Consider the following 21,255-nt stretch of genomic DNA (forward strand, 5'->3'; position numbering starts at 1 on the left):
GGACGTCACGTGAATAGGGTCAAAGAATCAATGGCGATGCGGGTTGCGCCAGGCCTGCGTGCGGCACAACAGTCGGTGCGAGATACACGCGAACAGCACGCACGCGAACGACGAGGTCGCGAGCACGAGCGTGGCCATCGCGGCGGCCGGGCCCATCTGGCCCGCGTCGTCGAGGTTCAGGATCGCGACCGATGCGGGCTGCGTATCGGGCGAGTAGAGGAACGCGACGGCCGAGACCGTCGTCATCCCGTTGACGAACAGGTAGCGCGCGATCAGCAGGATCGCGGGCAGGCACACGGGCACGGTCACGCGCAGGAAGGTCTTGTAGAACGGCACCTTCAGCGACGCGGATACGGCTTCGAACTCGCTGTCGATCTGCCTGAGCGCGGTGACGGCGGTCAGGTGGCTCGATGCGTAGTAGTGCACCACCGTGACGATCGCGAGCAGCCACAGCGACCCGTACAGCCCGTTCAGCGGATTGCCGGGCGCGTTGAACAGGAAGATGTAGCTGATGCCGAGCACGAGCCCCGGCACGCCCATCGGCAGGATCGCGCACAGCGCGATGAAGCCGCGCAGCCAGCGTGCGCCGCGTGTCTTCTCGATCAGGTAGGCGCCGCCGAACACGACGATCGTGCCGCCGAGCGCCACCGTCGCGGCCATCCGCAGGCTGTTCTTGTACGCGTCGAAGATGCCGGCGCCGATCAGCCCCATCTCGTAGTGCTGCAGTCCGAGGCTCATCTGGTACGGCCAGAACTTCACGAACGACGCGAACACCGAGATGCCGACCACCGCGATGAAGAACGCGCACACGATGCCGCAGTACGCGAGCATCGCGGCGTCGAAGCCGCGCGACGGCTTCGGCTGGTACGGCGTCGAGCGCGCGCCGAGCTGCGACTGCTGGCGGCGGCGGATGAAGAAGTCGACGCCGAACGCGACGAGGGCGGGGCACAGCAGCATCAGGCTCACGACCGCGCTGCGGTTGAAGTCCTGCAGGCCGATGATCAGCTTGTAGATATCGGTCGACAGTACGTTGTACGAACCGCCGATCACCACCGGCACGCCGAAGTCGTTGATGCACATCGTGAACGCCACCATCGTCGCGCTGATCAGCCCGTACTTCGCACCCGGCAGCGTGATCGTGAAGAACTTGCGCATGCGGCGCGTGCCCATCGCGTCGGCGGCCTCGTAGAGCCGGCCGTCGGCGAGCGACAGCGCGGTGACGAGGATCATCAGCACGTGCGGAAACGACGCATACACCATGCTCAGCACGATGCCCGGCAGCCCGTAGATCGAATGGCCGTGCAGCAGCGGCTTCAGCAGCCCCGCGTTGCCGAACCAGTAGATGAACGACACCGCGGACAACAGCGTCGGCGCGAGCAGCGGCAGCAGCGCGACGGTACGCGCGGCGTTCTTGAACGGCATGCACGAGCGGGTCAGCGCATACGCGAACGTGAACGCCATCGGCACGACGATCGACGTGACGAGCGCGCCGACCGTCAGCGAGTGCAGCATCGAGCGCAGTACGCCGCTGTCCTCGAGATACTCGACGAAGTTGTGTGCGCCGACGAAGCGTCCGTCCGCATCGACGAAGCATTTCTGCACGACGAGCGCGAGCGGCAGCAGCAGGAACATCGACATCAGCGCGGCCATCGCGACGAGCGCGAGTTGCGCGATGCGGTCGTGCCAGTGCGTGATCTGCCGCACGTCGGCGGGGGCGGAGGCGCCGCGGCGGCGCTCGGTCAGGACGGTGCTCATTGCAGTCGCTCCTTCGCGCTCGGGAACACGCGGACATGCTCGCGATCGAGCGCGAGGTCGATGCGCGCGCCGGCCTGCACGCCGGTGCGGTCGACGTCGTGATACGACAGGTCGGCGACGATCTCCTGGCCGTCGAGCCCGTCGATCCGGAAGCTCACGCGGCAGAACGCACCGAGGAATTCGAGCTTCTCGACGCGACCGGCCAGCACATTGTCGGCCGTCTCGCCCGGCACGCGGATGCGCAGGTCTTCCGGCCGCACATAGACCGACACGGCCGCGCCCTGCGCGGGGCGGGCCGTGCCATGGCGACAGTCGAGACCGACCGCACCCGCGCGCAGCGTGCCGTCCTGCGCGACTTCGGCGGGAATCGTGTTGACGCGGCCGATGAAGTCCGCGACGAACGGCGACGCGGGCTGCCGGTAGATTTCGAGCGGCGTGCCGATCTGCTCGATCACGCCGTGGTTCATCACGACGATGCGGTCGGCCATCGACAGCGCTTCTTCCTGGTCGTGCGTGACCATGATCGTCGTCACGCCGAGCCGCTGCTGCAGCGCGCGGATCTCCTGGCGCAGCCGCACGCGCACCCGTGCGTCGAGCGCCGACAGCGGCTCGTCGAGCAGCAGCAGGCCGGGGGAGGTGGCGAGTGCGCGCGCCAGCGCGATGCGCTGCTGCTGGCCGCCGGACAGCTGGCCCGGATGCTTGCGATGGCTGTCGGGCAGGCCGACCAGCGCGAGCAGCGTGTGCACGCGCTCGTGGATCGCGTCGCGCTTCATCTTGCGGTTCACGAGCCCGTACGCGACGTTGTCGTACACCGTGAGGTTGGGGAACAGCGCGTACGACTGGAACACGATCCCGTAGTCGCGCAGTTGCGGCGGCAGCCGCGAGATGTCGCGGCCGTCCTGCATGATGTGGCCGGCGTTCTGCGTCTCGAGCCCCGCGATGATCCGCAGCAGCGTGGTCTTCCCGCAGCCGGACGGCCCCAGGAAGCAGATCATTTCGCCCTTCATCACGCTCAGGTTGATGTCGGTCAGGACCTGCGTGTCGTTGTACCGCTTCTCGATGCGTTCTACGCTCAGATAAGGTGCCATGCGCGCCTCCATGCTGGGGCGGCCCGGGGGCCGGATTCGACGACGGAAAGGGGGTCGCGGGGCGGCGCGCGGCGCGGCCCCGCGGCGGGTCGCGGTATTACTGCTGCGCTTTCGCGCCGTAGCGCTTCTGCCACGTATCGAGAATCGACTGGCGGTTCTTCGCCGACCATACGAAGTCGTTCTTCACGAGCAGGTCCGAGTAGTTGTCGGGGATGCCGGCGAGCTTGCGCGCGACACCCGGGTACGCGACGATCGCCCACCAGCGCGCGGTGATCTGGTTCGCCTCCTTGCTCGCCATGAAGTCGGCAAGCTTCTTCGCGGCGTCGGGCTGCTTCGTCGTCTTCATGATCGCGGTGCCTTCCATGTCCCAGCCGAGCCCTTCCTTCGGGAACACGAGATCGATCGGCGCGCCCTGCGACTGCAGTTCGTGGCCGCGGAACTCGAACGAGATGCCGATCGGGAATTCGCCGGTGCCGGCGAGCGTGCACGGCTTCGAGCCCGAGTGCACGTATTGCGCGACGTTCTTGTCGAGCGCGTCCATGAATTTCCAGCCTTTGTCGTCGCCGAAGGTCTGCAGCCAGGCGGTCACGTCGAGGTAGCCGGTGCCGGACGAAACCGGGCTCGGCATCACGATCGCGCCTTTGTAGACGGGCTTCGTCAGGTCTTCCCACGACGTCGGCTTCGGGATGCCCTTCGCCTGCGCGGCCACGCGGTTGTAGCAGATCGTCGCGCCCCACACGTCCATGCCGACCCAGTGCGGCGGCGTGTTCGCGTCGCTGTACTTGCGCGTGAGCTGGTCGAAGTCCTTCGGCGCGTACGGCATCAGCATCCCCTGCAGGTCCAGCAGCGTCAGGCTCGACGCGGCGAGGCCGAGCACGACGTCCGCGCGCGGGTTGTTCTTCTCCGCGAGCAGCTTTGCGGTGACCGAGCCGGTCGAGTCGCGCACCCAGCGGATCTCGATATCGGGGTTCGCTTTCTCGAACGCGTCCTTGTAGGGCTTCATCGCCTCGTCTTCCAGCGCGGTATAGACGAGCAGCGACGTCTTCGCGTGCGCCTGCACCGCGCCGAGCGCGACCGCCGCGGCCAGCGCGAAGCGGGCCGCGCCCACCGCCCATGCGTTCAAACGCTTGTTTACCGGCACTTCGTTCATCTTCAGACCCCTTGACTGTGGCGCCGCGGCACGCGGCGGATGAGTGGAGACCAGCCCTCTTGCTGCTACGTTGTTTTGCTTTCTGTTCTCTGCATGTTGTTGACAATCTACAAATCATCAATTTTAATGTCAAGCATGGAAAACACCTCCCTTCGGCGCGGCGCGGGCGCCGACGGCTCTACCCTTCGAACTGAAAGGAATGAACGTCATGAATGAAACGCCTGTATCCGTGGAAGTGAACGGCCGCCGCTACAACTGGATGAGCCGGCCCGTGGTGGTCGTGTGCGTCGATGGCTGCGCATACGAATATCTGGAGGAAGCGGCCGAGGCCGGCGTCGCGCCGTTCCTGCGCACGCTGCTGAAGCCGGGCACGGCGCTCAAGGGCGAGTGCGTGGTGCCGAGCTTCACGAACCCGAACAACCTGTCGATCGTGACAGGCGTGCCGCCGGCGGTGCATGGGATAAGCGGCAACTACTTCTACGATCGCGACACCGGCGCCGAAGTGCTGATGAACGATCCGAAGTACCTGGTCGCACCGACCGTGCTCGCGACCTTCGCGGAGCAGGGTGCGAAGGTCGCGGTCGTCACTGCGAAGGACAAGCTGCGCCGCCTGCTCGGCAAGGGGCTGAAGGGCATCTGCTTCTCGTCGGAAAAGGCCGACGAGGCGAGCATCGAGGAAAACGGCATCGACAACGTGCTCGAGCTGGTCGGCAAGCCGGTGCCGAGCGTGTACAGCGCGGATCTCTCGGAATTCGTGTTCGCGGCCGGCGTGCGCCTGCTCGAGACGCGCCCGATCGACCTGATGTATCTGTCGACCACCGACTACGTGCAGCACAAGTGCGCCCCCGGCACGGCAGGCGCGAACGCGTTCTACGCAATGATGGACACCTACCTGCAGCGCCTCGACGCGCTCGGCGCGATCGTCGCGATCACGGCCGACCACGGGATGAACGCGAAGCACGACGATGAAACCGGCGAGCCGAACGTGATCTACCTGCAGGAGCTGTTCGACGAGTGGCTCGGCGAGGATGCGGCGCGCGTGATCCTGCCGATCACCGATCCGTACGTCGTGCACCACGGCGCGCTCGGCTCGTTCGCGACCGTCTACGTGCCGGCGACGGCCGACGCCGAAGCGCTGCGCGCACGGCTGGCCGCGGTCGACGGCATCGAGGTCGTGCTGACGGGCGCCGAGGGCTGCGCGCGCTTCGAGCTGCCGCCGGCGCGGATGGGCGACCTGATCGTGATCTCGAAGCAGGACGTCGTGCTCGGCACGCGCCGCATCAAGCACGACCTGTCGGGCCTCGACGTGCCGCTGCGCTCGCACGGCGGGATCTCCGAGCAGATCGTGCCGCTGATCTTCAGCAAGCCGGTCGCGGGCGACGTCTCGGGCCGCGCGCGGCTGCGCAACTTCGACATCATCGACATCGCGCTCAACCATCTGCAGTGATGCGCACGCATCCGTAAGGGGACACACTCATGAACGCCATTGCAGCATCGACGGACGTCCGCGAGATTCGTCGCGAAGCACTGCGAATCGACGGCGAGCGGATTCATCGGGACGCGGTAATCGAAGTGCGCAACCCGTACGACGGCGCGCTGGTCGGCACCGTGCCGAAGGCGACGCTGGACGACGTGCGGCGCGCCTTCGCGGCCGCGCGTGCCTACCGGCCGACGCTCACGCGTCACGATCGCGCGGCGATCCTGCGTCGTGCGGCCGACATCGTGCGTGCGCGCACTGCGGAGATTGCAGCGCTGATCACGGCCGAGGCCGGCTTGTGCATCAAGGATTCGACGTACGAAGCCGGCCGTGTTGCCGACGTGCTGACGTTCGGTGCCGGAGAAGTGCTGAAGGACGACGGGCAGATCTTCTCGTGCGACCTGACCCCGCACGGCAAGAAGCGCCGCGTGTACACGCAGCGTGACCCGCTGCTCGGCGTGATCTCGGCGATCACGCCGTTCAATCACCCGATGAACCAGGTCGCGCACAAGATCGTGCCGTCGGTGGCGACCAACAACCGGATCGTCGTGAAGCCGTCGGAGAAGGTGCCGCTGTCGTGCTACCTGTTCGCGGACATCCTGTATGAAGCCGGGTTGCCGCCGCAGATGCTGCAAGTGCTCACCGGCGACCCGAAGGAGATCGCTGACGAGCTGATCACGAACCCGGCGATCGACCTCATCACGTTCACGGGCGGCGTGTCGATCGGCAAGTCGATCGCGTCGCGGATGGGCTACCGGCGCGCGGTGCTCGAACTCGGCGGCAACGATCCGATCATCGTGATGGAAGACGCCGATCTCGACGAAGCGAGCACGCTCGCGGTGTCGGGCTCCTACAAGAACTCGGGCCAGCGCTGCACGGCGATCAAGCGGATGCTCGTGCACGAGTCGGTGGCCGATCGCTTCACGGAGCTGGTGGTCGAGAAAACCAAGGCGTGGTCATACGGCAATCCTTCCGATCCGTCGGTCGACATGGGGACGGTGATCGACGAAGCGGCCGCGAAGTTCTGCGAGCAGCAGGTGAACGACGCGATCGCACGCGGTGCGCGGCTGCTGGTCGGCAACGTCCGCAGCGGCGCGTTGTATTCGCCGACGGTGATCGATCGCGTGACGCCCGACATGCCGCTCGTGAAGTACGAAACCTTCGGCCCCGTGTCGCCGATCATGCGCTTCCGCGACATCGACGAAGCGATCCGGATGTCGAACAGCACCGACTACGCGCTGTCGTCGTCGGTCTGCACGAACCGCTTCGACAACATCACGCGCTTCATCACCGAGTTGGAAGTCGGCAGCGTGAACGTGCGCGAAGTGCCGGGCTACCGGCTCGAGCTGACGCCGTTCGGCGGCGTGAAGGATTCGGGGCTGGGCTACAAGGAAGGCGTGCAGGAAGCGATGAAGAGCTTCACGAATACGAAGACGTATTCGCTGCCGTGGTAAGCGACGTGTGATGCGCGCGCGCCGGCTCGAAGGCCGGCGCGCGGAGATTCCCCGGGCGGGATGCGCCCGCGATGGCCGCCAGGCGACGGTCAATCGTCGTCGTCGCGGTGATGTCGCCAGCCGCGATGCCAGCCGTTGTCGTGCCGGTAGCGGCGGTAGCGATATTCGCCGTAGTACGGGCCGTAATAGGCGGGTGCCGGCTCGTACACGACGGGCGGTGGTGTGTAGTACACAGGCGGTGGCGCCTCGATCACCGGCCCCGGCACGCCGAAGTACACGCCGACGTCGGTGTGCGCGAATGCGCTTGCCGACAGGCAGGCGGCCGCGAGGCCGACGGCACTGGAGAACAGGATGCGTTTCATTTGCCGTTCACTCCGTTCGCGGGGGCAAGGCCCGCGAGCAACAGGTTGATCTGCCTTCATGGTACGTAGCGCATGCCGAACGGGTGATACCGCGGTGTCGCTTCTGTAACCGCCGGTAACGAATCGTCGGACCATTGCTGCGCTGCATCGCGACGGATTTCATCCGCGGGATGAGCGTGGCTGGCCGGCGCGTTATTCGATCGGCTCATATCGATAGCCGATTTGCGTTTTTGCCGCGCATCGACGCGTCGGTAGAATTCGCGGACCTCTCGAACGGCATGCATGTGCCGCGGGAATATTCCCTCCAATCATTCGGGGTCCGCACCATGAAATTCCTTCGCTCCATCCTGGTCGTCGCCATGCTGCAGGCCGTTTCGGTCACGAGCGCACTGGCTGCCGACGACCTGTCGCAGATCAAGTCGTCCGGCGTGTTCCGGGTCGGTACCGAAGGCACGTACGCGCCGTTCACGTACCACGACGAAACCGGCAAGCTGACGGGCTTCGACGTCGACATCGCGACCGCGATCGCACAGCGCCTCGGCGTGAAGCCGCAGTTCGTCGAAGGCAAGTGGGACGGGCTGATCGCGGGCCTCGACGTGAACCGCTACGACGCGGTCGTCAACGAAGTGTCGATCACCGACGCGCGCAAGGCGAAATACGATTTCTCGACGCCGTACATCACGTCGCGCGCGGTGCTGATCGTGCGCGCCGACAACACGACGATCCGCTCGTTCGACGACCTCAAGGGCAAGAAATCAGCGAACACGCTGACCAGCAATTTCGGCAAGCTCGCGGCCGCGCACGGCGCGGACGTCGTGCCCGTGCAGGGCTTCAACGAATCGATCGACCTGCTGAGCTCGGGGCGCGTCGACGCGACGATCAACGATTCGCTGTCGTACCTCGATTTCCGCAAGCACAAGCCGGACGCGAAGCTGAAGATCGCGGCGACCGACACGGGTGGCGCGAGCGACGCATCGGGCGTGCTGCTGCGCAAGGGCAGCCCCGCGCTGGTGGCCGCGATCGACAAGGCGCTCGCGGACATCAAGGCCGACGGCACCTACGCGAAGATCTCGCAGAAGTATTTCGGCCGCGACGTGTCGCAGCCGTGACGCGAGGCTGAACGATGCCGGCATGGCTTCACCTGATGGCGGAATCGCTGCGGCCCCTGCTCGTCGCGGGGCTCGTGTTCACGGTGCCGCTCACGCTCGCGTCGTTCGCGATCGGCCTGCTGCTTGCATTCGGCGCGGCGCTCACGCGGCTGTTCGGGCCGCGCTGGGCGCAGGCCGCCGTGCGTTTCTACATCTGGCTGTTTCGCGGTTCGCCGCTGCTCGTGCAGCTGTTCGTGATCTTCTATGGCCTGCCGAGCGTCGGCATCGTGCTCGATCCGCTGACGGCCGCCGTGATCGGCTTCTCGCTGAACGTCGGCGCGTACAACGCCGAGGTGATTCGTGGCGTGATCGAATCGATTCCGAAGGGGCAGTGGGAAGCCGCGTACTCGATGGCGATGACGCGCCCGCAGGCGCTGCGTCGCGCGATCCTGCCGCAGGCCGCGCGCGTCGCGCTGCCCGCACTGTCGAATTCGTTTATTTCGCTTGTGAAGGACACGTCGCTCGCGGCCGTGCTGACCGTGCCCGAGATCTTCCAGGCCGCGCAGCGGATCGCGGCCGTGACCTACGAGCCGATGATTCTCTATACGGAAGCCGCACTGATCTATCTGCTGCTCAGCTCGGTGCTGTCCACGCTGCAGCGTCGCCTCGAAACCCGCTTCGGCCGCCACGCGCTGTTCCAGGCGGAGTGGCGATGATCCGGCTCGAACGCATCGACAAGTCGTTCGGCTCGCATCGCGTGTTGCACGGGATCGACCTCGCGTTGCAACCCGGCAGCGTGACGGCGCTGATCGGGCCGTCCGGCAGCGGCAAGAGCACGCTGCTGCGTTGCGTGAACCTGCTCGAAGTGCCCGAGGCGGGTACGCTGACGGTCGGCGACGCGCGCATCGACTTTTCGCCGGCGCAGCGGCCGGCGCGCGACGCCGTGTTCGCGGTGCGGCGCCAGACCGGCATGGTGTTCCAGAACTTCCAGCTGTTTCCGCATCTGAGCGTCGTGCAGAACGTGATGGAAGGGCTCGTCACCGTGCAGCGCTGGCCGCGCGAACGGGCCCGCGAACGCGCGCTCGCGCTGCTGGAGAAGGTCGGCATCGCGGACAAGGCCGACGCGTGGCCCGGTACGCTGTCGGGCGGCCAGCAGCAACGCGTCGCGATTGCGCGTGCGCTCGCGCCGTCGCCGCAGGTGCTGTTGTGCGACGAGCCGACGTCGGCACTTGATCCGGAGCTGTCCGTCGAAGTGGTCGAGGTGCTGCGCCAGCTCGCACGGGAAGGCACGACGATGCTGATGGCCACCCACGACCTGCGCCTGGCCGCGTCGATCGCGCACGACGCGGTGTTTCTCGCGGAGGGCCGTGTCGTCGAAGCCGGTGCGTCGCGCGACCTGTTCGGCGACCCGCGCGATCCGCGCACCGCGAAGTTCATCTCGACGCTCGCGCAGGGCATGCCGGTGTTCTGACGCGACCCGCGACGCGCATGACCAAAAGGCGTCAACCTTGCCCTGGCCCGTCGAGCACCGCCGCGACGATCGCCTCCGGCGCATCTTCCTGCACCAGGTGGCCCGCGCGCGGCACCCTGATCAGCTGGCCGTGCGCGATGCGATCGGCCAGCGCCTGCCCCTGTTCGAGCGGAATCCACGCGTCGTCCTCGCCCCACACGATGCGCACCGGAAAGTCCGGCGGCGCGTAACGCGCCTCGGCTTCCTCGATGTAGCGCTGGCGCATCTGCGCGATCTGGCGGTAGAACGCGGCCTGACCGTCGGGCGTGAGCCACGGCGCGCGGTAGATCGACAGCGCCTCGTCGCTCAGCGGCCGGGCGACGGCGTTGCCGAGATAGGCTGACACGAGCGCGTGATGCGCGTAAGCAGGCAATCCGGTGAAGGCGGCTTCGTGCTGCGCGACATGACGCACGAACGGCGAACCCTGCGGCGCGATCGCGACCGGATTCACGAGCGTGAGATCCGCATAGGCGACGCCGTCGAGGAAGTGCGCGCGCAACACGGTTGCGCCGCCGTAGTCGTGTGCGAGTACGCGGGGGCGTGAGATTGTCCACTCGTCGAGCAGCGCGCCGAACAGCCCGTTCTGGCGGCCGAGCGACACGTCCGCGTCCGGCATGTCGGACTGGCCGTAACTGAGCAGGTCGTAGAAGAACACGCGATGACGCCGCGCGAGCCACGGTGCGATCCGGCGCCACACCTGCGACGAAAACGGCGTGCCGTGCACGAGCACGAGCGGCGGGCCTTCGCCGATCGTTCCCCAGGCAATCCGGTGGCCTTCGAAAATGAAGCGGTTGGCGAGTTCGAGCATCGGCATCTCCGTGCTAACCTGTTTTGGTTGTTAACAGGTTACTCCGGATTGCCCGGGTGTGAAACCGATAGGCGAAAATAAATGGTTACTCGACACGAGCCCGCGCGACCCGCGCACGCATGGGGTTCAGCCGATTTCGTCGGCGGCCATCCGGCGCTCGACTTCCTCAACACGGTGGCCGACACGGGCAAGACGCGCGATGCGGACAAGCTCGTCGACTGGCCGGCCGTGCATGCGTGGGCGGAACGATCGGGGCTGCTGGCGCCGGCCGATCTGGCGCGGCTGCTGCGCCATGCGCGGCAGGACGACGCGGACGCGCTGGCGGCGCTGCATCGCTTTCGCGAGGATGCCTACACGGCGATCGCGCACCTGACGGCTGGAGGCGGCGGCACGGCCGGCGCGCGCGCGGCCGACCGGCTCGCCGTCGCGATTCGCGAGGCGATCGGGCGCAGCGCATTCGATGCGGTCGACGGCCGGTTCGCGTGGCGGCCCGACGCGCGCGCCGCATCGCGCTGGGTCGATGCGGCCGCACTCGGCTTCGAGCAACTGCTGCGCAGCGACGATTTCGCGCGGGTAAGGCAGTGCGGCCGGTGCACGTGGTTCTTCGTCGATCGCGGCCGCGGCGTCGGGCGCCGCTGGTGCGACATGCGCACGTGCGGGAACCGCGCGAAGGTGGAGGCGTTCAGGGAGCGGTGACGCGCGCGCCGTACCGGTTGTCGTGCCAGGCGGTGCGCGGCCGGCGCGCGAGCGTCATGGGGCGGTTTCGTGCGACCGATGCTCCGGCCACAGCGTCGCGGCGACGAACAGCCCGGCCGCGAGGAACGGCGCACCGATTGCCAGCAGGATCGCCGTGAGGCCCCAGTGATCCCAGAAGCGGTCGACGACCGCGCGCTCGGGGGTGACGGGGTCGTACAGCACGTTGACCGCTTCGCCTTCCCGCAGGCCCGGATGCGACGACGCCGAGCCCTGGGCGAACGTGATCTGGCGTCCGCTGTCGGTCGTGAACGCGACGATCGCCGAATACAGCGACGTGCGCGGGCGAGCCGACCGCGCATTTTTTGCGATCTCGACGACGTGGCCGGTAGAGCGCGCGTAGTGGTGGACGATCTGCCACTGACGCAGGCCGACTGCGCCGGCACCGGCGATGAAGCCCGTGCCGATCGTGATCGGAATCAGCACGATCGCGATATCCCAGCGGCGTCGCGCCTGCTTGCGCTCGGCTCGGGTCGGCGGCGCATCGAATTGCATGCGGTGGCGCTTGCCGACGATCAGCAGGGCGCCGATCGCGAACGACGCGACGGCGAGCAGCGCCGACACCGCCGCCGGAAACCAGCGTTGCGCGAAATCGTCGATCAGCGCGGGGCGCTCGGGATGGACGGGGTCGAGCAGGACGTCGACGTTTTCGCCGATGTCGTAGGCAGGGAGGGTCGAGGCGGTATTGCCGGCGACCTCGCGGCGCTGACCGTCGTTCGCGAGATACGCGACGATCGGCCGGTACGCGCGCATCGCGTCGCTGTCCTGCACGATACGGACGACCGTGCCCGGCGTGCGGACCAGATGACCGATCGCCTGGCCGGCCGTGACGGCAAGCACGCCTGCCAGTACGAGCAGCACGGTGCCGAGCGCCAGCGCGACGAGCGCGTCCTTACCCGGCATGGCCGGATCCGGTTCGTGCGTCGCACTGTGGATGCCGGCGTGATCGTGGGAGTGGCGTGTCCCGACGGACTTGCCGATATCGGCGCAACCAGGCTCTCTGAATGGTCGGGTCTCGGTTACATGCTTCCATGTCTGACGTCCCATGTTCTCTCAGTGCCGGCGGGCAAACGGCAGTGCCTGCGCCGGTCGTGTGATATTTGTCGGACGATTCTAGCGGAAACGATGCGGAGCGGGCGTGCGGAGGCGTATTGCGACAGGGCGCGCCACGAATGCGGCGGCGGAAAAGGAAAAAGCCCGGTCAGCTTTCGCTGACCGGGCTTCGGAATTCCTGGTGGGGCGTGAGTGACTCGAACACTCGACCTACGGATTAAGAGTCCGCTGCTCTACCAACTGAGCTAACGCCCCCAACAGAAGAAAGATTATGCACGGGTATTTCTGGTCTTGCAAGCCCTTTCTGCGAATTTCCTGAAAATATTTCGTCACGGCAACGGCGGCTGTCGGACCGACATCGAGCGATCGGAGATTTCGCGCTCCCGGTATGATGACGCCACACCTGTTGCGCGGCGGTCGCGCAACGCTTTCTGGGCTTTCGAAGATGGACGAAAACGCAGTCCGCGAATTGCTGGATCGCCTGCTGGCCCCCTGGGTCCGCTCGCTCGGTCTGGTCCCCGTGTCGATCGGCGACGACAGCGTCACGCTGCGCCTGCCGTTTTCCGGCGAATTCCGCCATTCGGGCGGCATCATCTGCGGCCAGGTGTTCACGGCGGCCGCCGACACCGCGATGGTGGTCGCGATCTCGGTCGCGCTCGGCGAGTTCCGGCCGATGACCACCGTATCGCTGAACACGAACTTCATGCGGCCCGTGCGCAAGGGCGACGTGCTCGTCACCGCACGCGTGCTGCGGATGGGCCGCAACCTCGTATTCGGCGAAGTCGAGCTGTTCGACGAGGACGGCAAGATGGCCGTTCACGCGACGTCGACCTACGCGCTCGTCAGCTGAGCGGCGCGATGTTCGACCAGATCGTCTTTGCGGGCGGCGGCAATCGCTGCTGGTGGCAGGCCGGCTTCTGGGACGTCGCCCAGCCGGCGCTCGGCCTGCGCCCGCGCGTGATCACCGGCATCTCGGCCGGCGCGGCGACCGCGTGCATGCTGTATACGCGCGACGCCGCCTGGGTGATGCGCTATTACGAAGAGGCGCTGCGCCACAACCGGAAGAACGCGTACTGGGGCAACCTGTTCGGACGCGAGCCCGTGTTTCCGCATTACCGGATTTACCGCCAGGCGCTGCTCGACATCTACGGCGAGCCGTTCGCGAAGCTGGCCGCGGCGCCGGAGATCCGCATCGGCGTGTCGCACGTGCCGCGCTGGCTCGGCGCGCGCAGCGCGGTGGCCGCCGGCCTCGTCGCGTACAACATCGAGAAGTATGTGCGCAAGACGCTGCACCCGACGCTCGGGCGCACGCTCGGCTTTCGGCCGGAATTCGTGCGCGCGCAGGCCTGCACGCGCGTCGACGATCTCGCCGACCTGATCCTGCAGTCGTCCTGCACGCCGCCGTTCACGCCGGTGCTGCGCCGCGGCGGCCGGCCCGTGCTCGACGGCGGGATGGTCGACAACGTGCCGGTCGACGCGCTCGACCCGACGCCGGGCGACGTGCTGGTGCTCGTCACACGGCTGTACCCGCGCCCGCAGATGTTCACGGTCGCGCACGGCGAGCAGCGGCGGCTGTACGTCCAGCCGTCGAGCAAGGTGCCGATTTCGAGTTGGGATTACACGAGCCCGTCGCAGATGCGGCATGCGTACGACCTCGGGCGGCGCGACGGCGAGCATTTCCTCACGCGCGTCGGCGCGATGACGGGCGGCCGCGTGGCCGCCTGAAGACGGGAAGCAGGAAAGCGGGGCCGCGCGGCAGGCGCGGCCCGCGGCGCTCAGCGCACGCGGCGCGGCGTCAGTGCTTCCGGGTTGACGACGCTCGACATGTCGCCCTGGTCGAACGCCAGGATGTTCCGGAATGCCGCGCTGAAGTAGAGCTCGTAGCTTTCGCGCTCGACGTAGCCGATGTGCGGCGTGCAGATCACGTTTTCCATCCGCAGCAGGCTGTAGCCCTGCAGGATCGGCTCGCTCTCGAACACGTCGATCGCGACCATTCCCGGACGGTTGTGCGACAGCGCGTTGACCAGTGCATTTTCCTCGAGCAGTTCGGCGCGGCTCGTGTTGACGAGCAGCGACGTCGGCTTCATCCGCATCAGGTCTTCCTGCTTCACGATCCCGCGCGTGTCGTCATGCAGGCGCAGGTGCAGCGACAGCACGTCGCTCTGCTCGAACAGCGCTTCGCGGCTTTCGGCGGCCGTATAGCCGTCGGCGCGCGCGGCCTCGAGCGAATGCTCGCGGCCCCAGATCAGCACGTTCATCCCGAACGCCTTGCCGTAGCCGGCGACGAGCCGGCCGATCTTGCCGTAGCCCCAGATGCCGAGCGTCTGGCCGCGCAGCACCTGGCCGAGGCCGAAGTTCGGCGGCATCGCCGACGTCTTCAGGCCCGACTGTTGCCAGGCGCCCTGTTTCAGGTTCGCGACGTATTGCGGAATGCGGCGCTGGGCGGCCATCACGAGCGCCCAGGTCAGTTCGGCGGGGGCGATCGGCGAGCCCGTGCCTTCGAGCACCGCGATGCCGCGGTCGGTACAGGCTTCGAGATCGATGTGGCTCGAAATGCGGCCGGTCTGGCTGATCATGCGCAGGTTCGGCAGCTTGGCGAGCAGTTGCGACGAAATCGGGGTCCGTTCGCGAATCAGCACGAGCGCCTCGACTTCCGCCAGACGGCTGGCGAGTTGTCCCAATCCGCGCACCGTATTGTTGAAGACCTTCACGTCGTGGTCGGCAAGCATCTCGAAGCAGTTCAGCTTGCGGACGGCGTCCTGGTAGTCGTCGAGGATGGCAATTTTCATGGTGAGCGGGTGTCGCGCGTTGAAAGCGGCGGTGGCGGCGGCGCACATCGCGCACCCGTCCCGCCCGGCCGGGGCCGACATGATGCTACGTCGGCCGCCTCCATGGTGTCTTTTTAACAGGTTGTTACGCTCCGCCGCAATCGGCGGCAGCCTGACCCGGAGCCGCTTGCGCGGCGGGCGGAAGGGTGCGCTGTTGTGTCGCATCAAATACGTCCTTCCTGATTCGGCCACTTACTCGACGAGGTTCACCCAATTGTTGCTCCAATCAGAATAATTGGATCAACTATCCGCAGAAGCCGAGGATTTTTGACTATTTTTATCGTCAACCACGGCCTTGTTGAGCAACTCTGCATCATTTCCGCTGTCGTAGGAGAATTACGCATTTGCTTCATCTTTTTGAAGTTGTAACAGCGGCAGGAGTCGTTTATGGATCATTTGCAGTCGATGCGCGTGTTCGTCAAGGTTGCAGATCTCGGCAGTTTTGCGCGGGCCGCGAGTGCAATGGATATTTCCAACGCGGTCGCGACGCGTCACGTCGCCGATCTGGAAGGCCGGCTCGGCACGCGTTTGTTGAACCGCACCACGCGCAGCCTTTCGCTGACGGAGTCGGGCCAGGTCTATCTGGAGCGGGCTCGCCAGATCCTCGATGAGCTCGAGGACGTCGAGCAGATGGTCGTTGCGCGCAATCACGAGCCGGTCGGAACGTTGCGCATCGTTGCGCCGGTCGTGTTCGGCCTGCACAACCTCGCGCCCGTGTTGCAGTCGTACACGGAGAATTTCCCGAAAGTGGTGCCGGATCTCACGCTGGTCGACCGGCAGGTCGATCTCGTCGAGGAAGGCTTTGACGTCGGCATCGTCGTCACGCGCCAGATGCGCAGCGCGAGCATCGTCACGCGGCGGCTGACCACCGGTTGCATGACCGTGTGCGCGACGCCGAGCTATCTGGAGAAGCACGGCGTGCCGACCCATCCGGAGCATCTCGCCGAGCACCCGAGCCTGAGCCTGCCGACCGAATACTGGGGTGACGAGCGTGTGTTCACGGGGCCGGACGGTGAAGTGCGCGTGCGCCCGACCAACGTGATCGTCGCGAACAACACCGCGATGCTGCGCCAGTTCGCGCTGCTCGGGATGGGTGTCGCGATCCTGCCGAGCTACCTGATCGGCGGCGACATCGCGCGCGGCGCGCTCGTGCGGCTGCTGCCGGATTTCCGGCTGCCGCAGGTCGAGATCAACATCGCTTACCCGAGCCGGCGCCATCTGCCCGCGAAGGTGCGCACGTTCATCGACCACCTCGTCGAGCATTTCAGCCACTCGACCGACGCGACGATGGGCGAGCAGTGGGCCGCGCAGAGTCCGGCGCTCGCGCCGATCGGCGTCGAGACGCGTGCCGAGCAGCCGGAGCCGGCCGACCCGAACCTGTCGCCTCGCCTGCCGCGTTCGCCGCGCACGCGCGTCGCGGCACCGTCGCCGCTGTAACGGCGCGACGGCCGGGCGGCGGTTGCCGCCGGCGCAAAGAAAAACGCGGATCGAGCAATCGATCCGCGTTTTTTTATGGCTGCCTGCCGGAGCCGGATGCGCCGGGGGAAGCCCCGGCGGCCCGGTCGTTACGAGCCGGTCTTGCGTGCCGTCGTTTTGCGAGCGGCCGTCTTGGTCGCGGTCTTGGCGGCGGTCTTGCGAGCCGGTGCCGGTTTCTCTTCGGCGCCTTCCGTCACGGTTTCGGCATCCTTCGTCGCTGATTTTGCCGTCTTCTTCGCGGCAGCGGCCTTCGGCTCCTTCTTCTCGAACTCGAAGCCGATCTTGCCGTCGGGCTGCTTCACGAGGAAGGCCTTGAAGTTGCGGCCCGTGCGCGACGACTTGAAGTTCGGCAGCAGATCTGTGCGGCCGTCGGCAAGCAGCTTGCCCATCTGCTCGCGCGTGATTTCCTGCTGCAGGATCACCTTGCCCGAGCGGAAGTCGCAAGTCTTCGGGTTGGCCACCGAGTGCTCGCACACGTAGCTCATCCCGTGCTCGAACACGCGGCCCTTGCACTTCGGGCACGCCCCGACCGGCTCCTGCGCGGAGAAGTCGGGCGCTTCGCCCTCCTCGCCGCCCGTGTCCTGGCCGAAGTCGAACTCCAGCTTGTAGTTCTTCGTCTCGTCGTCGAAGGACAGCTTGAGGATCGCCGAGAACGGGCGGCCCATCTTGCTGCGGAAGCCGGACAGCGGGCCGATCGTCTTCTCGCGCAGCAGCTCCTCGACTTCCGGGATCTCGAACTGCCGGCTGCCCGGGATCTTCGAGATCGAGAACTCGCACTTCGTGCACGCGAAGCGGCGGTAGTTTTCCTTCACCTGGCCGCCGCAGTTCGGGCACGGCGTCTCGAGCGTCGCGTAATCGCCGGGGATCGTGTCGGAATCGTATTCCTTCGCGCGCTTCACGATCTGCTGCGTCATGCGGGCGATTTCCTGCATGAACGCTTCGCGCCCGAGGTTGCCGCGTTCCATCTGCGACAGCTTGTATTCCCATTCGCCGGTGAGCTCGGGCGCGGTGAGTTCCTTCACGCCGAGCCCGCGCAGCAGCGTCATCAGCTGGAATGCCTTCGCGGTCGGGATCAGTTCGCGGCCTTCGCGCACGAGGTATTTCTCGCCGAGCAGGCCTTCGATGATCGCCGCGCGCGTGGCCGGCGTGCCGAGGCCCTTCGCGGCCATCGCCTCGCGCAGTTCGTCGTCCTCGACGAGCTTGCCCGCGCCTTCCATCGCGGACAGCAGCGTTGCTTCCGAGTAGCGTGCGGGCGGCTTCGTGACGAGCGCGACGGCGGCGATTTCGTCCGTCTTCACCTTCTCGTCCTTCTGCACCGGCACGAGGTTCGCATCCGCGCCTTCGGCGTCGCGGCCGTACACCTGCAGCCAGCCCGGCTCGACGAGCACCTTGCCTTCGGTCTTGAAGTGATGGCCGGCGACTTCGGTGATCCGCGTCGTGACGCGGAATTCGGCGGCCGGGAAGAACACGGCGAGGAAGCGCTTCACGACCATGTCGTACAGCTTCTGCTCCGGCTCGGACAGCGACTTCGGCGCCTGCAGCGTCGGGATGATTGCAAAGTGGTCGCTGATCTTCGAGTTGTCGAAGATCCGCTTGTTCGGCTTCACCCAGCCCTTGTCGAGCACCTGCTTCGCATGCGGCAGGTAGTTGTTGCTCTCCTTGAGCATCTCGAGCGTGGACTCGACCGTCGACAGGTAGTCTTCCGGCAGTGCGCGCGCATCGGTACGCGGGTAGGTCAGCACCTTGTGCTTTTCATACAGTGCCTGCGCGAGGCCGAGCGTGTTCTTCGCGGAGAAGCCGAAGCGGCTGTTCGCTTCACGCTGCAGGCTCGTCAGGTCGAACAGCAGCGGCGACAGCTGCGTCGACGGCTTCGATTCCTCGGAGACCGTGCCGACCTGGTCGCGACACGCGGCGACGATCGTTTCGGCAGCCGGCAGGCTCCAGAGGCGGGAGTCGCGCTTTTCCGGATCGAATTCGTCGCGCTTGAATTTCGGGTCGTACCACTTGCCTTCGTAGAAGCCGCCCGCGCATGCGAATTCGGCCTTCACTTCCCAGTAGTCGCGTGGGATGAAGCGGCGGATTTTCTCTTCGCGTTCGACGACGATCGACAACGTTGGCGTCTGAACGCGGCCAACTGTCGTCAGGAAGAAGCCGCCGCCCTTGCTGTTGAACGCGGTCATCGCGCGGGTGCCGTTGATCCCGACGAGCCAGTCGGCTTCCGAGCGGCAGCGTGCGGCGTCCGCGAGCGGCAGCATGTCCGCGTCGCTGCGCAGGTTCGCGAAGCCGTCGCGGATCGCCTGCGGGGTCATCGACTGCAGCCACAGGCGCTGGACCGGCTGCTTCGCTTTCGCGTGCTGCGCGATCAGGCGGAAAATGAGCTCGCCCTCGCGTCCCGCGTCACATGCGTTGATCAGGCGGTCGACGTCCTTGCGCTTCAACAGCTTGGTGAGCACCTTGAGGCGCGACTCGCTTTTTGCGATCGGGTTCAGGTCGAAATGCGGGGGGATGACGGGCAGATGCGCGAAGCTCCATTTCCCGCGCTTGACCTCGTACTCTTCCGGGGCGGCGATTTCCAGCAGGTGGCCGACAGCGGACGAAAGGACGAAATCGTCGCTTTCGTAATACTCGTCATGCTTGGTAAAGCCGCCCAAAGCGCGTGCGATGTCGTTCGCGACAGAAGGCTTTTCCGCAATGATCAGTGCTTTGGACATGACAGGTGTGTGTTGGTAGACCGGGTTCGCCGGTTGTGGGTCCCTTTTACGACCGCTTTATAGCACACGCCGCAGCGATGGCGGCTCGGCGTGCAAAAAGCGGCTCATCATAGAGGGGGGCTGCAACGGCGGCAAGCGCCCGGCGCGGCGGGGCGCGCAAATGTGCGCGAAACCACCGGGCCGGCTCGCGAATTCAGGCTTCGACGGCCAGGATGTTGCGCAATTTCGGTGCGTGCGGCGCACCCGGTACCGCGCTCAGGTCGGACAGCATCCGCTCGACGATCGCCGCATGCGGCAGCACCGTGCCGAAGAAGCGGGCGGTGTGGGTATCTTCGATCAGGATCGTCGGGAAGTTCTCGACGTCGAGATCGTCGAGCTGGTCGGCATGCGTTTCGATGTCGATCCAGGCGAAGCAGGCGTCCGGATGCGCGTCGGCGAGCTGGTCGAAGGCCGTCCGGTAGTCGCGGCACGTGCCGCACCACTCGGCGCACAGGCAGGCGACGAGCAACGTGCCGGGATCGGCGAGGCGCTCGGCGATCCGATCCGCATCGGTGTCGAGATTCAGCGCGGGCATGGATTTCCTTGGGTATCGTCGGCGGCCGGGCCGCCCCTATGCGGGGGAATGTAGCACGCCATGCACGGGCGGGGTGCGTGCTGCGTCAAGCCGCGCGAAGCGTCCGCCGGGGAGGCTGGCGATGCGACCGGCCAGTTCCAGCGCAAGCAGCGCGCGGTGCAGCACGTCGTCAGACAGGCCGCTGTGCTCGGCGAGCCATTCGTAGGTGACGGGGCCGTATCCCAATGCGGCAAGCACGGCCTGTTCGGACGGGGTGGCGGGCAGCGGTGGCGCTGGCGGTGGTACTTCGTCTCGGGCGGGCGCGGTGGCCGGAACGGCGTCGCCGGTTTGGATAACACCGGTAGCGGCACGCTGAACGGCGGCTTCGGTTTCGCGGAGGTCGCCGGTGTCCGCGCACGGATGCCCGGAACGCGCCGCACCGCCCGCCGTGCCGGTTTTCGATTCTCCCAGCCCGTATTCCTCGAGTACATCGAGCGGCGCCGCCGTCAGCTTCGCGCCGTCGCGGATCAATGCGTGGCAGCCCTGTGCCAACGGCGCATGGATCGAGCCCGGCATCGCGAACACGTCCCGCCCCAGTTCGTTCGCGAGCCGCGCGGTGATCAGCGAGCCGGAGCGCGGCGCGGCCTCGACGACGAGCGCGCCGATCGCGAGCGCGGCGATCAGCCGGTTGCGCTGCGGGAAGTGGGCGGCGCGGGCCGGCGTGCCGAGCGGCCATTCCGACACGATCGCGCCGTGCGCGGCGATCTCGTGGGCGAGTGCGCGGTGCCGCGCCGGGTAGACGAGATCGGCGCCGGTCGCGATCACCGCGACCGTGCCCGACCGGCCGTCGAGCCCGCCACGATGTGCGGCGGCGTCGATCCCGAGCGCGAGGCCCGACACGATCGGCAGCCCGGCGTCGGACAGTTCGCGTGCGAAGCGCGTTGCGTCGGCGAGCCCCTGCGGCGTGGCGTGACGGCTGCCGACCACGGCGAGACTGCGCGCGTGCAGCAGGTCGAGCCGGCCCTTTACATATAGCAGCAGCGGCGGATCGTGCAGGTCGCGCAGCCGTGGCGGGTAGGCCGGATCGTTCAGCGTGACGAGCGCGTTGCCCGGCGCATCGAGCCACGCGAGCGCGGCGTCGGTGCGCGCGTCGAGATCGCCGCGCGCGCTTGCGCGCACGGCCAGGGCG

The 21,255-nt window shown here is 66.7% G+C and carries 19 protein-coding genes and 1 tRNA gene; 9 read left to right on the forward strand and 11 right to left on the reverse strand.

Annotated elements, in window-relative coordinates:
* Positions 1-27: 27 nt before the first annotated feature.
* From F3J15_RS25365 to F3J15_RS25375, 3 genes are all read right to left on the reverse strand, one after another.
* Positions 28-1,755, reverse strand: coding sequence for a putative 2-aminoethylphosphonate ABC transporter permease subunit (locus F3J15_RS25365; RefSeq protein WP_166894763.1), 1,728 nt, complete (start codon positions 1,753-1,755; stop codon positions 28-30).
* A complete protein-coding gene (locus tag F3J15_RS25370; protein ID WP_060223952.1) occupies positions 1,752-2,843 on the reverse strand; it encodes a putative 2-aminoethylphosphonate ABC transporter ATP-binding protein in 1,092 nt (363 codons plus the stop codon). Before F3J15_RS25370 ends, F3J15_RS25365 begins: the two co-directional genes overlap by 4 nt.
* 97 nt (positions 2,844-2,940) lie before the next feature.
* Positions 2,941-3,993, reverse strand: a complete 1,053-nt coding sequence (locus F3J15_RS25375) for a putative 2-aminoethylphosphonate ABC transporter substrate-binding protein (RefSeq protein WP_166894764.1) — start codon at positions 3,991-3,993, stop codon at positions 2,941-2,943.
* Between the two features lie 208 nt (positions 3,994-4,201).
* On the opposite strand from F3J15_RS25375, the gene phnA reads away from it, so the two are divergent.
* Both phnA and phnY read left to right on the forward strand, forming a co-directional pair.
* Positions 4,202-5,440: a phosphonoacetate hydrolase gene (gene phnA / locus F3J15_RS25380; RefSeq protein WP_166894765.1), complete on the forward strand. Its 1,239-nt coding sequence runs from the start codon at positions 4,202-4,204 to the stop codon at positions 5,438-5,440.
* Positions 5,441-5,469: 29 nt separating this feature from the next.
* A complete protein-coding gene (phnY, locus tag F3J15_RS25385; RefSeq protein ID WP_166894766.1) occupies positions 5,470-6,924 on the forward strand; it encodes a phosphonoacetaldehyde dehydrogenase in 1,455 nt (484 codons plus the stop codon).
* An 89-nt stretch (positions 6,925-7,013) separates the two neighbouring features.
* Here phnY and F3J15_RS25390 read toward each other — a convergent pair whose 3' ends face one another.
* A complete protein-coding gene (locus F3J15_RS25390; RefSeq protein ID WP_166894767.1) occupies positions 7,014-7,286 on the reverse strand; it encodes a hypothetical protein in 273 nt (90 codons plus the stop codon).
* Between the two features lie 326 nt (positions 7,287-7,612).
* On the opposite strand from F3J15_RS25390, the gene F3J15_RS25395 reads away from it, so the two are divergent.
* The 3 genes from F3J15_RS25395 to F3J15_RS25405 are packed head-to-tail and all read left to right on the forward strand — an operon-like array spanning position 7,613 to position 9,845.
* Positions 7,613-8,395: an amino acid ABC transporter substrate-binding protein gene (locus F3J15_RS25395; RefSeq protein WP_043185191.1), complete on the forward strand. Its 783-nt coding sequence runs from the start codon at positions 7,613-7,615 to the stop codon at positions 8,393-8,395.
* A gap of 14 nt (positions 8,396-8,409) precedes the next feature.
* Positions 8,410-9,090, forward strand: coding sequence for an amino acid ABC transporter permease (locus tag F3J15_RS25400; protein WP_166894768.1), 681 nt, complete (start codon positions 8,410-8,412; stop codon positions 9,088-9,090).
* The gene (locus F3J15_RS25405) at positions 9,087-9,845 is read left to right on the forward strand and encodes an amino acid ABC transporter ATP-binding protein (protein ID WP_166894769.1); all 759 of its coding nucleotides are present in this window, start codon (positions 9,087-9,089) and stop codon (positions 9,843-9,845) included. The genes F3J15_RS25400 and F3J15_RS25405 overlap by 4 nt, the downstream gene beginning before the upstream one ends.
* Positions 9,846-9,876: 31 nt before the next feature.
* Here the strand turns inward: F3J15_RS25405 and F3J15_RS25410 are convergent, their stop codons facing one another.
* Positions 9,877-10,692 carry an alpha/beta fold hydrolase gene (locus F3J15_RS25410; protein ID WP_166894771.1) on the reverse strand — a complete coding sequence of 272 codons (816 nt, stop codon included), beginning with the start codon at positions 10,690-10,692 and terminating at the stop codon, positions 9,877-9,879.
* An 81-nt stretch (positions 10,693-10,773) separates the two neighbouring features.
* Here F3J15_RS25410 and F3J15_RS25415 point away from each other — a divergent pair, with 81 nt between their 5' ends.
* A complete protein-coding gene (locus tag F3J15_RS25415; RefSeq protein ID WP_166894772.1) occupies positions 10,774-11,388 on the forward strand; it encodes a CGNR zinc finger domain-containing protein in 615 nt (204 codons plus the stop codon).
* A gap of 54 nt (positions 11,389-11,442) precedes the next feature.
* On the opposite strand, the gene F3J15_RS25420 is transcribed toward F3J15_RS25415, so the two are convergent.
* Together F3J15_RS25420 and F3J15_RS25425 are read right to left on the reverse strand one after the other, a co-directional pair.
* Entirely contained in the window at positions 11,443-12,492 is a 1,050-nt protein-coding gene (locus tag F3J15_RS25420) for a DUF3592 domain-containing protein (protein WP_166894774.1), read from the reverse strand.
* A gap of 185 nt (positions 12,493-12,677) precedes the next feature.
* Positions 12,678-12,753 (reverse strand) — tRNA-Lys (locus F3J15_RS25425).
* A 190-nt stretch (positions 12,754-12,943) separates the two neighbouring features.
* On the opposite strand from F3J15_RS25425, the gene F3J15_RS25430 reads away from it, so the two are divergent.
* Both F3J15_RS25430 and F3J15_RS25435 read left to right on the forward strand, forming a co-directional pair.
* A complete protein-coding gene (locus F3J15_RS25430; protein WP_059232891.1) occupies positions 12,944-13,348 on the forward strand; it encodes a PaaI family thioesterase in 405 nt (134 codons plus the stop codon).
* A gap of 8 nt (positions 13,349-13,356) precedes the next feature.
* Positions 13,357-14,223 carry a patatin-like phospholipase family protein gene (locus F3J15_RS25435; RefSeq protein WP_069249157.1) on the forward strand — a complete coding sequence of 289 codons (867 nt, stop codon included), beginning with the start codon at positions 13,357-13,359 and terminating at the stop codon, positions 14,221-14,223.
* 50 nt (positions 14,224-14,273) lie between these two features.
* Here F3J15_RS25435 and F3J15_RS25440 read toward each other — a convergent pair whose 3' ends face one another.
* Positions 14,274-15,287 carry a D-2-hydroxyacid dehydrogenase family protein gene (locus F3J15_RS25440; protein ID WP_089426599.1) on the reverse strand — a complete coding sequence of 338 codons (1,014 nt, stop codon included), beginning with the start codon at positions 15,285-15,287 and terminating at the stop codon, positions 14,274-14,276.
* 426 nt (positions 15,288-15,713) lie between these two features.
* Here F3J15_RS25440 and F3J15_RS25445 point away from each other — a divergent pair, with 426 nt between their 5' ends.
* Positions 15,714-16,763, forward strand: a complete 1,050-nt coding sequence (locus F3J15_RS25445; RefSeq protein ID WP_166894776.1) for a LysR family transcriptional regulator — start codon at positions 15,714-15,716, stop codon at positions 16,761-16,763.
* Between the two features lie 128 nt (positions 16,764-16,891).
* Here the strand turns inward: F3J15_RS25445 and F3J15_RS25450 are convergent, their stop codons facing one another.
* The 3 genes from F3J15_RS25450 to dprA all read right to left on the reverse strand — a co-directional run.
* Positions 16,892-19,513: a DNA topoisomerase III gene (locus tag F3J15_RS25450; RefSeq protein ID WP_166894778.1), complete on the reverse strand. Its 2,622-nt coding sequence runs from the start codon at positions 19,511-19,513 to the stop codon at positions 16,892-16,894.
* Positions 19,514-19,706: 193 nt separating this feature from the next.
* Positions 19,707-20,087 (reverse strand): thioredoxin family protein, encoded by a 381-nt coding sequence (locus tag F3J15_RS25455; RefSeq protein WP_039353754.1) that lies wholly within the window; start codon positions 20,085-20,087, stop codon positions 19,707-19,709.
* A gap of 36 nt (positions 20,088-20,123) precedes the next feature.
* On the reverse strand, positions 20,124-21,255 hold a 1,132-nt coding region (gene dprA, locus F3J15_RS25460), incomplete at its 5' end, for a DNA-processing protein DprA (protein WP_166894781.1).

The sequence above is a fragment of the Burkholderia sp. Ap-955 genome (assembly GCF_011753045.1).
Classification (GTDB): domain Bacteria; phylum Pseudomonadota; class Gammaproteobacteria; order Burkholderiales; family Burkholderiaceae; genus Burkholderia; species Burkholderia lata_D.

Excerpts from the sequence above, each read along its gene's own strand:
- F3J15_RS25365 (WP_166894763.1), bottom strand. The coding sequence starts at position 1,755 with ATGAGCACCGTCCTGACCGAGCGCCGCCGCGGCGCCTCCGCCCCCGCC.
- F3J15_RS25370 (WP_060223952.1), bottom strand. The coding sequence starts at position 2,843 with ATGGCACCTTATCTGAGCGTAGAACGCATCGAGAAGCGGTACAACGAC.
- F3J15_RS25375 (WP_166894764.1), bottom strand. The coding sequence starts at position 3,993 with ATGAACGAAGTGCCGGTAAACAAGCGTTTGAACGCATGGGCGGTGGGC.
- phnA (WP_166894765.1), top strand. The coding sequence starts at position 4,202 with ATGAATGAAACGCCTGTATCCGTGGAAGTGAACGGCCGCCGCTACAAC.
- phnY (WP_166894766.1), top strand. The coding sequence starts at position 5,470 with ATGAACGCCATTGCAGCATCGACGGACGTCCGCGAGATTCGTCGCGAA.
- F3J15_RS25390 (WP_166894767.1), bottom strand. The coding sequence starts at position 7,286 with ATGAAACGCATCCTGTTCTCCAGTGCCGTCGGCCTCGCGGCCGCCTGC.
- F3J15_RS25395 (WP_043185191.1), top strand. The coding sequence starts at position 7,613 with ATGAAATTCCTTCGCTCCATCCTGGTCGTCGCCATGCTGCAGGCCGTT.
- F3J15_RS25400 (WP_166894768.1), top strand. The coding sequence starts at position 8,410 with ATGCCGGCATGGCTTCACCTGATGGCGGAATCGCTGCGGCCCCTGCTC.
- F3J15_RS25405 (WP_166894769.1), top strand. The coding sequence starts at position 9,087 with ATGATCCGGCTCGAACGCATCGACAAGTCGTTCGGCTCGCATCGCGTG.
- F3J15_RS25410 (WP_166894771.1), bottom strand. The coding sequence starts at position 10,692 with ATGCTCGAACTCGCCAACCGCTTCATTTTCGAAGGCCACCGGATTGCC.
- F3J15_RS25415 (WP_166894772.1), top strand. The coding sequence starts at position 10,774 with ATGGTTACTCGACACGAGCCCGCGCGACCCGCGCACGCATGGGGTTCA.
- F3J15_RS25420 (WP_166894774.1), bottom strand. The coding sequence starts at position 12,492 with ATGGGACGTCAGACATGGAAGCATGTAACCGAGACCCGACCATTCAGA.
- F3J15_RS25430 (WP_059232891.1), top strand. The coding sequence starts at position 12,944 with ATGGACGAAAACGCAGTCCGCGAATTGCTGGATCGCCTGCTGGCCCCC.
- F3J15_RS25435 (WP_069249157.1), top strand. The coding sequence starts at position 13,357 with ATGTTCGACCAGATCGTCTTTGCGGGCGGCGGCAATCGCTGCTGGTGG.
- F3J15_RS25440 (WP_089426599.1), bottom strand. The coding sequence starts at position 15,287 with ATGAAAATTGCCATCCTCGACGACTACCAGGACGCCGTCCGCAAGCTG.
- F3J15_RS25445 (WP_166894776.1), top strand. The coding sequence starts at position 15,714 with ATGGATCATTTGCAGTCGATGCGCGTGTTCGTCAAGGTTGCAGATCTC.
- F3J15_RS25450 (WP_166894778.1), bottom strand. The coding sequence starts at position 19,513 with ATGTCCAAAGCACTGATCATTGCGGAAAAGCCTTCTGTCGCGAACGAC.
- F3J15_RS25455 (WP_039353754.1), bottom strand. The coding sequence starts at position 20,087 with ATGCCCGCGCTGAATCTCGACACCGATGCGGATCGGATCGCCGAGCGC.